The organism is Pantoea sp. CFCC18177, from assembly GCF_059412425.1.
In genome coordinates, this window is the sequence record NZ_JBNBPL010000031.1 from 31,893 (window position 1) to 45,290 (window position 13,398).

Consider the following 13,398-nt stretch of genomic DNA (forward strand, 5'->3'; position numbering starts at 1 on the left):
ATTAAACATTAAGAACAAAGTCTACTAGATGAATTTGAGATAAAGAAAAATGAGGCGATATAGAAACTATTTTTCCCTTTTAAGGGAGATTTAAGTTTGCCCGGTCATCATGTGTGAAATATGTTGACGGGGAAACCGACCATGACTGACACCTTTACCGAATTAAAAACCAAAGTGCCGCAGGCCACGTTGTTGTTTTGGGTGCTGAAAATGATGTCGACCACGGTAGGTGAAACCGGGGCTGACTGGATTAATTTTGGACTGGGATTTGGCCTGACGGGCACCTCCCTTATATCAGCATTACTCCTATTGCTGGTGCTGATATTTCAGGTGAGGGCGACACGCTATATCCCATGGTTGTACTGGTTGACGGTGTTAATGGTGAGCGTAAGCGGAACGCTACTGACCGATTATTTAACCGATCAGCTTCAGGTTCCGTTGCTCTATTCGGTGGCAATGTTTGGTTCAGGTCTGGTGATGGTGCTGATGTTTTGGCATCGCACCGAAGGCACGCTGGCCTTCTCATCGATCAATACCAAAGGTCGGGAACTCTACTACTGGCTTGCCATCATGATTACCTTCGCATTCGGTACGGCGCTGGGTGATGCGTTGGCTGAGCGATTGTCTCTGGGCTACGTCACCACAACCCTGCTGTTCGCCGTGTTGATTGCTGCCAGTTCCGTGCTCTGGCGCATCGGCAAGCTTAGCAGCGTCACCTGCTTCTGGACCGTGTATGTCCTGACGCGCCCGCTTGGTGCTTCTCTCGCCGATCTGTTTTCCCAACCGATTAAAGAGGGCGGATTGGGCTATGGCACTACGCCCGTCAATATTATTTTCCTGCTGGCGATGGCGATATTAATCGGCGCATCTACGGTCTACGGCCACTCATCTCGCCAGATGTCCAAACTTTAAAAATCAGGAAAGGAAATATGCTTCAACATCTGATGGATGGGTTACCTATATTCCGCCCCGCACAGCAGGAAGCGTGATGAGAGTGCTGCTGGTAGAGGATGACCGCATGATCGGAGACGCGGTGTACGCCGCGTTGAAAGATGCGGCCTATGCCGCTGATTGGGTGCGTGACGGTGAGCAGGCGCTGCAGAGCCTTGCAACCCACACCTACGATTTAGTGCTGCTCGATCTGGGCTTACCGCGTAGAGACGGGAGGGAAGTGCTCAGGCAACTTCGTCAGCAAGGAAATCAGGTACCGCTGCTGATCGTCACCGCCCGCGATGCACTGGAAGATCGATTGAAGGGGCTGGATGCAGGTGCAGACGATTATGTCCTTAAGCCCTTTGCCATGAGTGAGCTGTTGGCGCGTGCCCGGGCGGTGATGCGCCGTAAAGCGGGGAATGCCTCGCCGCTGATGAGCAACGGCATGCTGACGCTCAATCCCGCAACGCGGCAGGTCTGCCATCTCGCACGTGATGAAACCCACACCTTGTCAGGCCGTGAATACGCGCTACTCCAGGCGTTGTTGGCGCAGCCAGGCCAGATATTTTCCCGCAGTGAGCTGGAAAGCAAGATCTACGGCTGGGGCGAGGAAATTGAGAGCAACGCGATTGAGTATTTCATCCACTCGCTACGCAAGAAACTCGGCAGTGATGCGATTCAAAATGTGCGAGGCGTGGGATGGAAAGTCTCAAAAGGCGCTTGAGTGAGTCAGTGCAACTGCGGCTTTCACTGGTGTTGTGTGTAGCGGTGGGCAGCATTGCGCTCCTTAGCGGGGTGCTGGGTTTTCTTTCGGCCTGGGATGAAGCGCATGAGTTACAGGATTCGTCGCTGCAGCAGATCGCCAGCCTCGCGAAAGAGGGGATGTTGACGCCACGCAGCAGCAACTTCATCAGCCCACCGCTGCAGGATGAAGCCGCTTCACGCATTCTGGTGCACTTCATTCTTCCTGCTGCGGCACCCTCGGCTGACTTTCCGCTGCCAGCACTTCCAGAGCCGGGTTTTCACACCCTGAATATTCATCAGCAAAGCTATCGCGTGCTGATTGAGAACATGCCCGGTGGTGTGCAGGTGGCCGTGGCGCAGCTTGCCTCGGTGCGGGAAAGTGTGGCGCTGTCATCTGCGCTGCGCACCCTGGTGCCGTTTGGCATCCTCTTTCCGGTGCTGTTGTATCTGGTGGCTGATTTGGTGAAGAAGATATTCCGGCCAATTCGTCAACTGGCGGCCGAGGTTGATCAACAGCGTGACAGCGCGTTGGTGTCACTGGATAGCGGCACCATTCCACGTGAAATCCGACCTTTTATTAAAGCCATTAACCGTCTGTTACAACGATCGTCAGATTCACTTGCGCTGCAGCGACGATTTGTTGCTGACGCGGCCCACGAGTTGCGATCCCCGTTGACGGCCTTGATGTTGCAGGCAGAGCGACTGGGCGGCAGCGAACTTCCGCAGGAGAGTCAACAGCGTTTACGCGCGTTACGCGCTGGAATGGAACGCGCAACCTGGTTGGTTGAACAGTTGCTGACACTGAGCCGGGCGCAAAGTGGGGAAGCGGTAGCGCTGCCAGCCATTGAGCGCACCTCGGTGTTTACGGTGGTCAAGCAGGTGATTTCGGATCTGCACCCGTTAGCAGAAGACAAAAAGCTGGACTTGGGGGTGCTGAACGCCAGTGACGCGGCGGTGATGGTGCGTCCCGCCGATCTCTACACCGTGCTGCGTAATTTGGTCCATAACGCCATTCAGTACACGCCGAGCGGCGGGTGCATTGATGTTGCCATTGAACGGCTCGCCAATCGGGTGCTGATCACCGTTGAGGATTCCGGCCCGGGTATTCCCACGGATAAACACCGACGCGTGTTTGATGCTTTTTATCGCATAGAGGGCAGTGACGCCAGTGGCTCAGGTTTAGGGTTATCGATTGTCAGTGTGATGTTGATGCGGATGCAGGGCGAAGTGACGCTATCTGCAGCGACACGTTTTTCCTCAGGATTACAGGTGCGTGTTTGCCTGCCCACGGTTTAATTATCTACAAGGAGATAGGTATGTTTCTGACGTCCGAGAGCGCGGAAAATATTAATGATACGGTTTTTCTACTGCTTAATGCGCCAGCACAGGCTTCGTCAGCGATGCTTCATTTCGGCAATGTCTGTGCGACCTGGCTCATATTGATTTATCCGCTGGCTTTGTTGATCTATTGGTTTAGTTTCAACCGGGAAAAACAGCAGGTCTCGTTGTTAGCGTTGGTGACGTCATTCATCGCATTGAGTATTAATGTGCTGATAGGGGATTTTTTCCCGCATCCGCGCCCTTTTATGGTGCCCATCGGCCACACTTTTATTGCTCACGTGGCAGATGCTTCGTTCCCGAGCGACCATATGACGTTGGCATGTGCGATTACGTTTAGTTTATTGCTGAGCCAACGGCTAATGTCTGGCGTGGTGTTGTTATGTATCAGCCTGTTTATTGCCTGGGGCCGAATCTATATGGGTGTGCATTTCCCAGCGGATATGTTGGGCTCTGCGCTGGTGGCCTTGTTCTGTGCATGGGCAGTGAAGCAATGCGAATATCTGCTCACGCCGCTGTTTAACAAACTCTGCGATCTAAATGTTTTTTTATTGGGTCGTTTAAAACTGATTCGCGTTAAGCATTAATTTACCGGTGACGATACTCATGCGATTTTTACGCAATCCCTATACCCTTCATAATTCAAGTCCCCTCATGAGGCCTACTCTTGGTGCAGGTGCGTTGGCTGCGTGCATTCACCTCAGTCACTTACTTCAGTAAGCTCCTGAGGATTCTTGCAATTGCCGCCCTCCTGAAACTCGAATTATTTCGGGTATATATTGCGATGGCGATCTTTTTACCTCAATTATGATTGCGCTCTATTTGAGTTTGCCCGCGTTGTGGTGGTGGCTGCGTCCGCGGGCGGTATGAAAGCCACCCCAGCTAATGCATGCTGGGGTGGCCGTTATCGCATCCTATTATTGCTGCTGATAGACCGGTGAATGTACCGATTTATCGGTCAGCGGATGCAGGTTGTTATCATTATCAAAGTGGCGAGGTTGATCCTCGTCACCCATATTGATTTTTTTCTCTCCTAAATCGAAGGGATAATTCTCGTACAGTTTATTGGGGGTGCCAGGATGCCAACTGGCAGGCGTTAATAGCCACGTATTCGCCGTACGTTCCACACCGATATTGGCTTCTACCTGCGTTACGGCCAGCAAAGAAAAAGCGGCTAACAGCATCATGACTAATTTCTGTTTCATATATATCACCTCGTGGATAAAAGGACTGTTGTGTTGATAGTCCTATTTTCTCACTGTGACGGTGACCAGACACAAACCCGAAGATGACAATTTTGACAGGGTAATATTATTGCGGAAGGGAAAGGGTAAACGTACTGCCTTTACCTGGCGTGCTGATTACAGCGACTTTTCCACCGTGTAACTCTGTGATGGTTTTCACAATCGCTAAACCTAAGCCGGTATTTTCCGTGCTGGTACGTGAAGCATCAACACGATAAAAACGATCGAATAAAAAGGGAATATGCTCAGGCGAAATACCTTCACCATTATCTTCGACGCTAAAATGAAGCCAGCTATTTTCTCTTATGACACGCAGACTAATTTTCCCGCCAGCAGGGGTATAATGCAGCGCGTTAGAGAGCAGATTAGCCATGGCGCGCTGAAAATGCAGGGGATCGGCCAGAAATAACGCCTCACCCTGCTGCGTTAACGTAATATTTTTCTCTTCAGCCAGAATGTCGTAAAAACCAATCAGGCGGCGGAATTCACAGGCGCTATTCAGTCGCTCTTTTTTCATAGGCTCGCGGCTGTTATCGGCGCGCGCCAGAAACAGCATTGAGGAGACCGTACGCGACAGGCGTTCACCTTCTTCGACAATCGCTTCCAGCGTCTCCTGATAATCCACTGTGCTGCGCGGCTGGTTTAAGGTCACGCTGGCTGCGGAAATCAGATTATTGATCGGTGCGCGCAACTCATGCGCGAGGTCGGAAGAAAAGCGTGTCAGTTGGGCAAAAGACGCTTCCAGCCGCGTCAGCATGCTGTCGAAAGAGGAGGCTAACACCACTAACTCTGATGGCCAGCGTTCTGTTGCCAGGCGCGTGTGTAATTCTTCCACGTTGATGGTTTCAATTTGACGGCTAATGATACGCAATGGACGTAACCCACGGCGCGCCAATCCGTAGCCGCAGGCGGCAAACAGGAGAATTGCTAACGCCGCGGCCAGTTGCATCCGCGCCCAATAATTCTCGATGATCTCATTGTTACGTGAAACATTCAGTGCCGCTTGCACCGTCCACAGCTCCTGATCTTTCAGGGTAAACGTAGTGGCAGTAATCAAATACTTTTCATGTGACTCGCCATCATGATGCTTCCAGCCAAGGTAGTTAAAATCAGCGGTTGGGGCAGGGTAAACATCTTGTGGCACGCGCATGTTTTGCGATTGTGACCAGACTTTCCCGTCAGGACTGATGATGCGCAGCGAGAGCCGATCCTGCTCGGCAATAAACTCGAATAACTCCTTTTGCCACTGTTCCTGCGGTCCTTGTCGCTCACTGATGGTACTGGCAATCTCTTTTTGGAACTGCAATGTGCTCCGCAACTCATTGACATCTTTACTATTCAACTGGTCGCGCAGCGTCTGATACAGCAATCCCGAGACGCTATACAGCACAATGGCCATCGCCAGTGAAAAGAACAGCGTGAGACGAACGGTGATCGGGACGTTACGGGGTATCAGCATGCGCTTTCTCTTCTAATACATAGCCGGCACCGCGAATGGTATGCAGCAGTTTGACGGGGTAATTATCGTCAATTTTGCCGCGTAAACGGCGGATCGCCACGTCAATGACGTTGGTTTCGGGATCGAAATTCATGTCCCACACTTGTTCCGCTATCACGGTGCGAGACAGCACTTCGCCGCTGCGTCGCATTAACAGGCTGAGCAATAAAAACTCCTTTTGTGTCAGCTCGATGCGATTCCCTTCGCGGGAGACTTTGTGTTTCACCACATCCAACACCAAGCCGCCAATCTGCAACTGCGATTCGTCACTGCTCATGACAGCGCTGGGCGTCTGGCGACGCAGAATCACCCGTGCGCGTGCCAGCAGCTCGCTAAACGAAAAAGGCTTAATCAGATAATCTTCTGCACCCAATTCCAGCCCTTTGACCCGGTCTTCTACATCGTCACGGGCAGTCAGAAACATCACCGGTGTGGTGCGATCGGCCTGTCGCGCCATCTCCAGCAGCTTCCAGCCATTAATCCCCGGCAGCATCACATCCAGGATAGCCAGGTCGTAATCGTGCGTCAGCAGCAGGTGCAAACCATCGATACCGTTAGCAGCGACATCCACGACAAAGTCATTCTCGCGCAGCCCTTTGGCAATGTAATCTGCCGCCATTTGCTGATCTTCTACTAATAACAGTCTCATGATTCCTCCGTCGCATGGGTGAGGGTGTCCAGACGTGCGCCAGTACGGTCAAACAGCAGGTAAAGCACCGGCGTAATAAACAAGGTAATGAATTGCGAGAACACCAGCCCACCGACAACTGCCACGCCCATCGGCTGGCGTAGTTCAGCACCCGCCCCCCAGCCACAGGCAATAGGTAGCGCACCCATAATGGCGCACAGGGTGGTCATCATGATCGGACGGAAACGCTGGAGGCAGGCTTGCGTAATCGCGTCATGCGCACTCAGGCCCTGTTCGCGCTGCGCTGACAAGGCAAAATCAATCATCATGATGGCGTTCTTTTTCACGATGCCGATTAGCAGCAAAATGCCAATCATGGCGATGAAGGTCAGATCCAATCCCATCAGCCGTAACGCCAGCAAGGCACCTACCGCGGCGGAGGGTAAACCAAGCAGAATGGTGACGGGGTGAATCCAGCTTTCATACAGCATGCCAAGAATCACATAGATCACCGCCAGTGCCAGCACGATCAACCAGACCTGACTGCTCTGCGACTGCTGGTAGAGTGCGGCTTGTCCGGCATATTGGCCAAAGACCGTGGCAGGGAGATTGATGGCGCTCTCCGCCTGGCTGATTGCCTGCGTGGCATCAGACAGTGATTTACCGGGTGCCAGGTCAAAGGAGATGGTGATGGCGGGTAATTGTCCCTGATGATTGACAGCCGTGACGCCCTGCACTCGGCTGATATGCGTGAAGGTGGACAATGGCAGCAGATCGCCCGCAGAAGAGCGTACGTAGATTTGCGACAGATCGCTTTCGTTCTGCCGGAATGGCTGTTGGACTTCGAGGATCACTTCATAGCTGTCCTCCGGCGCATAGATGGTAGAAGCCTGCAAGGTGCCAAAGGCGGCATACAGATTGCTGCGGATCTGGTCGAGATCAACACCCAGCAACGAAGCTTTATTGCGGTCAATGGTCAGTTGCGCCTGCAATCCGTTGAGCTGGGCATCACTGTTCACGCCGACAAACACACCGCTTTTGTTCATCTCCGCCATCAGTTGGTTGGTGTAGTCGTTCAGGCTCAGTCCGCTACTGCTGCTCACCGATTGCAGCGTGTACTGGTAGCTACTTTTTGCCGCACGGCCCCCCACCTTAAAGTTCTGTACCGGACTGAAGAACACCTGAATACCCGGCAAAAAGTGTGTTTCTGCGCGCATCTGCTGCAACACCTGCGTCATTGCTGGACGCTGGCTGGCATCTTTAAGGGTGATATTCAACTGCGTGGTATCGTGATCGACTTTAGTGACGAGTGTCGCGACGGCCCCGTCTTTCAACAGCGTGTTGCCGAGTTGGAACGCCACGTCTTTACGTGCGTCGTAAGACATATCCTGTGGCGTATCGATATTCGCCGTGACCTGGCCAATATCCTCTTGCGGGAAGAACCCTTTGGGCGCGCTGATATACAGCCAGGCGGTCAGTGCAACCGTCAGGGCGGCCACCGACAGCGTGACGGCACGGTGATCAACCGCCCACTCCAGACCGCGTGCATAGCACTGGCGAAGGCGTTCAAAAGCCTGCTCGAACACGCGGCTCCACGCCGGTTCAGGTTTATCGTGATGGGGATCGTGACGCATCAGCATCGGCACTAACAGCGGAATAATGGTCAATGATGCCGCGGCTGAGACCAGAATGGCTAACGACACCACCCAGGCGAATTCGTGGAACAGCAGCCCCATGGTGCCGGGCATAAAGAAGATCGGGATAAACACGGCGACCAGCGAGAGCGAGATGGAGATCACCGTGAAGCCAACTTCACGCACGCCTTTTAATGCGGCGTGCTTAGGATCCTCTCCCTGCTCGATGTAGCGCATGATATTTTCCAGCACCACGATCGCGTCATCCACCACCAGCCCAACGGCGATGGTCAGGCCCATCAAGGAAATGTTGTCGAGGCTCAGGCCAAAGGCGTACATCAGGCCAAAAGATCCCAGCAGTGAAATCGGTACGCTCAAGGCGGGGATCACGGTGGCACGCACGTGGCGCAAGAACAGCAGAATCACCATGATCACCAACGCAATGGTCAGCAACAGGGTGAGATTGACATCGTGAATGGCGTTGCGGACCGAAATTGACCGATCATTGAGCAACTGCATGTGCACGGAAGCTGGCATTTGCTGCTGTAACTTTGGCAACAGCTGTTTGATGGTATCCAGTGTCGCCACCAGATTTGCGCCGGGCTGGCGGGTAATGCTCAGCACAATCGCGGTGTGGTTATTGACCGCACTGTGGCTTAGGGTGTTTTCAATGCTGTCCTGCACGCTGGCGATATCGGCCAGCCTGACCGGCTGACCATTACGCGTGGCGACCACCACCTGACTGAAATCGCTGGCATTGCGCAGATCGCCACGTGTTTGCAGCATCATCATCTGGCGTTTGCCATCCAGTTCACCCACCGGGGAGTTGTCGTTGACGGCCTTCAGCGCCGTATGCAGCTCTTCCAGCGTCATGTTGGTGGCGGCGAGTTTTGCCGGGTCCACTTCTACCCGCACCGCATAACGTTTCTGCCCGATGACCGTGACTTCCGCCACCCCTTTGATCATCGACAGCGATGGCGAGATCAGGTCATCCGAATAGCGGTTGAGATCGGAGAGCGTCATGGAGGGTGAATCCAGACTGATCTGCGCTATCGGCGCATCCGCCGGATTGACCTTGCGAAAGGTCGGTGGCGTGGTCATCTGCGACGGCAGTTTTTTGAGTGACTGATAGAGTGCGGCCTGCACATCGACTGATGCCGAATCGATGTTCACCGAGGGATCGAACTCCAGCACAATGGTGGTCGCCCCTTCGAGGTTGGTCGATGTCATGGTCGCCACCCCCGGAATGGTCGCGAGGTTCTTTTCCAGCGGTGTGGCCACTGAGGAGGCCATGGTTTCCGGGCTGGCACCGGAAAGCGATGCGTTGACTTTGATAGTGGGCGTATCAAAAGTGGGCAGCGCCGCAACCGGCAAATGCTGCCAGCACACCGCGCCTGCCACCATCACGGCGATCCATAACAGCAGTACGGCAATCGGCCGTTGTAAACAACGTTCAGTGAAGGTCATGGCTGCATTACTGCCTTATCGATGTTGCTGGCGATCTGTACCGTCATGCCAGGGCGCAGGTTATTGGCCCCTTCATTGACCACTTTGGTTCCTTGAGGAAGTCCACTGATCACGGCCATGGATTGCTGCACGCGTAACAACGTAACGGCCTGTGCTTGTGCCTGGTGGTGCGGGTCGATGATGTAAACAAAATGTCCGTCTGGGCCATTTTGTACGGCCTGTGGCGGCAGGACCACGGCGTCTGGCGTGACACCGGCATCCACTTTGACGTTCTGGAACAGGCCGGGCCACAGTAGATGCTGCTGATTATTGAAATGCGCTTTAAGCGTGATGGTGCCGCTGGTGGTGCTGACACTGTTATCAATAAAATCCAGCGTGCCGGATGTCGGTTTACCGCTGGCATCCTCCACCCAAACCGTTACCGAGCCTTGCGCTTGAGCAGCCAGCACCGGTTTGAGATCGTTCTCAGGCAGTGTAAAGGCCACGCCAATCGGATCGAACTGGATCAATGACACCAGCGGCAGGGTGCTACCCGGTTGAACCAGACTGCCAGGGTGCACATTCAGCGCGCCCGTTTTGCCGCTGGCTGGTGCGGTAATGCGGGTGTATCCGAGGTTGACCTGTGCGGTCTGCACATCCTGCTGCGCTGCCTGATATTGGGCCTGATACTGCTTCAGGTTGCTTTGCAAGGTATCCCAGTCAGCCAATGAAATGTAGTTTTTGGCCTTTAACTGACGACCACGTTGCAGATCGTTTTGCGCCTTCACCAGCAAGGCTTTGGATTCACCTGCCGCCGCCACGGCACGATCGTAGGCCGCATGCTGACTGGCATCATCCAGGGTGAAGAGCAGTTGCCCGGCTTTCACGAAATCCCCTTCATGGAAATCCACGCTTTTTACCGTGCCGGTGAGCTGTGCCTGAATATCGACCTGGTTCAACGGAACAACGTGGCCCTGAGTGGTGAGCGTGATCGGTAGAGGTTTGACTGTGGCACTGATCATACTGACCAGCACGGGGGCTGCGGGGGATTTAACGGCAGCATCGGCCTGCTGTTTTGGCCAGAAATACCAGCCGCTGCCGCCGATGATCAAGCCGACCATCAGCAGCAGTGTGGGTTTGGATTGAAGATCCATGGTGCCTCAATTAACGGTTTTATTTTTTACGAGTTTATCGAAGGCCACCGAACAGAATGGGAAGCGGCAGATGACAAATTTGTCATCTATTGGAATACCGGTGCATCAGTGCGGTAAAAAGAAAAAACGCCACAGCGTGGCGTATTAGCGGGTGAACCAGAGCGTCAGGAAACTCACAACGGCGAACAGGCTCAGTGCAACAGCCAGATATTCGCTGGCGGGACGGGCAAAAATCGATTTCATTAAAAATATCCTCGTGATGATGAGGCTATTTTCGCGAAGCAAGATTAATTCAACCTTAGGGGATGGGGGAAGTTTGTACGATAGCGCGGGGAAAGGCGGCGTTTAGGCCGCCACTCTGGAAAGCCTGAGCAAACTGTATAGAATCAGTCACGCTGAAACGTGGCCAGGCGAATGAAAATGCCACACGACCTGAATAGCCCAACTCATTTTTGGAATCGAACATGACCACCGATTTCCCCCTGCTTGATGTACAGGGGATCACTTACGCCGTGCAAGGTCGAACCTTGCTGGCACCCGTTTCCCTGCGACTCAAGGCCGGTGATTTTCTGCTGCTCACCGGGCCCTCAGGCAGTGGCAAAAGTACGTTGTTGAAGATTCTGGCTTCATTACTGGCTCCGACAGCGGGGCAAATTCGTTTTGAAAATCGCGACATCAACTCGCTGAGAGCGGAACACTATCGCCAACAGGTTTCGTATTGCTTCCAGACGCCACAGCTGTTTGGCGACACGGTGTATGACAATCTGGCCTTGCCGTGGCAGATACGTCAGCAGCGACCATCACGTGACACGCTGATGGCCTCTCTGGCAAGTGTGCATCTTACAGCCGATATGCTGGATAAAAAGGTCGATCAACTCTCTGGCGGAGAGAAGCAACGGGTCGGCTTGCTGCGTAATCTGCAATTTTTACCCAAGGTCCTGCTGTTAGATGAGGTCACCAGCGCGCTGGATGAAGAGAACAAAGCGGTGATCCACAACCTGATTCAGCAACAGGTCGAGCAACAACAACTGGCAGTGGTGTGGATCAGTCATGATCCCAAGGAAATTAGTGATGCGAAGAACGTGTTGCGGCTAACAGCCCCTGAAACGGGAGAGACTCATGAGTCAGCATAATATTACCGATAGCTCATTGTTACTTTCGCTGATGCTGGTGGTGATTGCGTTGATCATCAGCCAGAAAGAGAAGCTCGGCATGAGCAAAGATATTATCTGGAGCGTGTGCCGCGCCATCGTGCAGTTGGTGATTGTGGGTTATGTGTTGAAGTCAATTTTTGACCTCAACAACCGCTGGTTGACCATCCTGATGGTGCTGTTTATTTGCGTCAATGCGGCGTTAAACGCACGCAAACGCAGCCGTAATATTGACCATGCCATGCTGATCTCGTTTATCGCCATCACCACCGGCACCACATTGACTTTGACGATTCTGGTACTCAGCGGCGCGATTGAGTTCATCCCGATGCAGGTAATCCCAATCTCGGGCATGATTGCGGGCAACGCCATGGTGGCGGTGGGGTTGTGCTACAGCAACCTCAACCAGCGCTTCAGTGACAATCGGCAAAAAATTCTTGAGATGCTGAGTTTAGGGGCGTCGGTGAAACTGGCTTCCGCCCAGTTGGTTCGTGACAGTATTCGCGCGTCAATGATCCCAACGGTCGATGCGGCGAAAACCGTGGGTTTGGTGAGTTTGCCAGGCATGATGTCGGGATTGATTTTCGCCGGTATCGATCCGGTCAAAGCGATCAAGTATCAGATTATGGTGACTTTTATGCTAATCGGTACCGCCAGTTTATCGACCATCATCGCCGCGTACTTGTCGTATCGGCGTTTTTACACGACGCGTGCGCAGCTGAAAGTCATGTAGGGTGCGGCCCTTGGGCCGCCCGCAACTTACTGCTCAAAACGCAGCGCCACACCAAACGCCTGTTCCGGGCCCACGATAATCGCGGACTCCTCTTCCTGGAACGGCACATCCCCCAGCAGTAGGCTGGCTTTCACCTTACGCAAATCGTGGGTGCGCAGACTCAATCCCGCCATGCGCGGGCTGCCATCGTAGTCAAGTGGCAATCCCGCAAAGCGCTGCGTGACATAATGCGCAGCCGCGAAACGCACGGTTGCGACACCCGCTTTCAATACGAATGCCCCTTCCTGACAGGCAGTAAGTTTGTCAGCGCCAAACAAGCGGCTATACGGCAGGGCGGCGGCGGCGGGATCCTGCGCCACTACGACAAACTCGATAATATCGCTCACGCCGTTAGGGTGCTGACGCCACGCATTCTGCCATACCGCATGCGGTGTCTCATGCTGACAGAAGAAGCTGCGGCCATTGGGCACCAGCGCCGGACGCAGACGCACGGTGCGAAAACGTGCCTGATCTTCACTGCCGTCTGGCAACTGAACGGGTCGGAAGAAACTGGCAGGTTGCTCGTCATCAATATCCTGGCTCTCCAGATAACGCCACACGGCATCGGCATCGTCGGTTTTCCACACCAGACCACTCAGACCGATCGGTGACTGCCACAGATCCTGACGCAGATTACCGCGGCCAGCCTCATAACCCAGCAGCTCAAGGTAATTATCATTGAAAACCGCCAGGTGATTACTGGAGCCCAATGAGTGATGGCCGCGTTCGGTCAGTTGAAAGCCAAGCCGCCTGAACAGTGCACTGGCCGCATCAAGCTGATCTGCCACGTTAATCACGACATGATCCAGACGGGGAGTCGGTACTGAAATAGCCATCGCTTTCCTCCTTGCTCTCA

Annotated in this window: 12 protein-coding genes; 6 read left to right on the forward strand and 6 right to left on the reverse strand. The window is 53.6% G+C overall.

Translation table 11 applies throughout. From position 1 onward, the window contains the following. Nucleotides 1–141 precede the first annotated feature (141 nt). The 4 genes from ACPUC8_RS23095 to ACPUC8_RS23110 all read left to right on the forward strand — a co-directional run bounded on the left by ACPUC8_RS23095 (nt 142) and on the right by ACPUC8_RS23110 (nt 3,602). Nucleotides 142–912, forward strand: coding sequence for a COG4705 family protein (locus ACPUC8_RS23095; protein WP_494927446.1), 771 nt, complete (start codon nt 142–144; stop codon nt 910–912). Between the two features lie 76 nt (nt 913–988). After that, the gene (locus tag ACPUC8_RS23100) at nt 989–1,657 is read left to right on the forward strand and encodes a response regulator (protein ID WP_494927447.1); all 669 of its coding nucleotides are present in this window, start codon (nt 989–991) and stop codon (nt 1,655–1,657) included. Then, nucleotides 1,633–2,973, forward strand: coding sequence for an ATP-binding protein (locus tag ACPUC8_RS23105; RefSeq protein ID WP_494927448.1), 1,341 nt, complete (start codon nt 1,633–1,635; stop codon nt 2,971–2,973). The genes ACPUC8_RS23100 and ACPUC8_RS23105 overlap by 25 nt, the downstream gene beginning before the upstream one ends. A gap of 20 nt (nt 2,974–2,993) precedes the next feature. Further along, nucleotides 2,994–3,602: an undecaprenyl-diphosphatase gene (locus ACPUC8_RS23110; RefSeq protein WP_494927449.1), complete on the forward strand. Its 609-nt coding sequence runs from the start codon at nt 2,994–2,996 to the stop codon at nt 3,600–3,602. A 330-nt stretch (nt 3,603–3,932) separates the two neighbouring features. On the opposite strand, the gene ACPUC8_RS23115 is transcribed toward ACPUC8_RS23110, so the two are convergent. From ACPUC8_RS23115 to ACPUC8_RS23135, 5 genes are all read right to left on the reverse strand, one after another. Further along, nucleotides 3,933–4,220, reverse strand: coding sequence for a hypothetical protein (locus ACPUC8_RS23115; RefSeq protein WP_039327702.1), 288 nt, complete (start codon nt 4,218–4,220; stop codon nt 3,933–3,935). A gap of 106 nt (nt 4,221–4,326) precedes the next feature. Continuing rightward, nucleotides 4,327–5,718, reverse strand: a complete 1,392-nt coding sequence (locus ACPUC8_RS23120) for a heavy metal sensor histidine kinase (protein ID WP_494927450.1) — start codon at nt 5,716–5,718, stop codon at nt 4,327–4,329. Next, nucleotides 5,702–6,406, reverse strand: coding sequence for a heavy metal response regulator transcription factor (locus ACPUC8_RS23125; RefSeq protein ID WP_494927451.1), 705 nt, complete (start codon nt 6,404–6,406; stop codon nt 5,702–5,704). The genes ACPUC8_RS23120 and ACPUC8_RS23125 overlap by 17 nt, the downstream gene beginning before the upstream one ends. After that, nucleotides 6,403–9,486 carry an efflux RND transporter permease subunit gene (locus tag ACPUC8_RS23130; RefSeq protein WP_494927452.1) on the reverse strand — a complete coding sequence of 1,028 codons (3,084 nt, stop codon included), beginning with the start codon at nt 9,484–9,486 and terminating at the stop codon, nt 6,403–6,405. Before ACPUC8_RS23130 ends, ACPUC8_RS23125 begins: the two co-directional genes overlap by 4 nt. After that, on the reverse strand, nt 9,483–10,619 hold the full coding sequence (locus ACPUC8_RS23135) for an efflux RND transporter periplasmic adaptor subunit (RefSeq protein WP_494927453.1): 1,137 nt from the start codon (nt 10,617–10,619) through the stop codon (nt 9,483–9,485). Before ACPUC8_RS23135 ends, ACPUC8_RS23130 begins: the two co-directional genes overlap by 4 nt. A gap of 464 nt (nt 10,620–11,083) precedes the next feature. Here ACPUC8_RS23135 and fetA point away from each other — a divergent pair, with 464 nt between their 5' ends. Both fetA and fetB read left to right on the forward strand, forming a co-directional pair. Then, entirely contained in the window at nt 11,084–11,752 is a 669-nt protein-coding gene (fetA, locus tag ACPUC8_RS23140) for an iron efflux ABC transporter ATP-binding subunit FetA (RefSeq protein ID WP_494927454.1), read from the forward strand. Further along, nucleotides 11,739–12,503, forward strand: coding sequence for an iron efflux ABC transporter permease subunit FetB (gene fetB, locus ACPUC8_RS23145; RefSeq protein WP_494927455.1), 765 nt, complete (start codon nt 11,739–11,741; stop codon nt 12,501–12,503). Before fetA ends, fetB begins: the two co-directional genes overlap by 14 nt. Before the next feature lie 26 nt (nt 12,504–12,529). On the opposite strand, the gene ACPUC8_RS23150 is transcribed toward fetB, so the two are convergent. After that, the gene (locus ACPUC8_RS23150) at nt 12,530–13,378 is read right to left on the reverse strand and encodes a VOC family protein (protein ID WP_494927456.1); all 849 of its coding nucleotides are present in this window, start codon (nt 13,376–13,378) and stop codon (nt 12,530–12,532) included. Nucleotides 13,379–13,398: the final 20 nt, after the last annotated feature.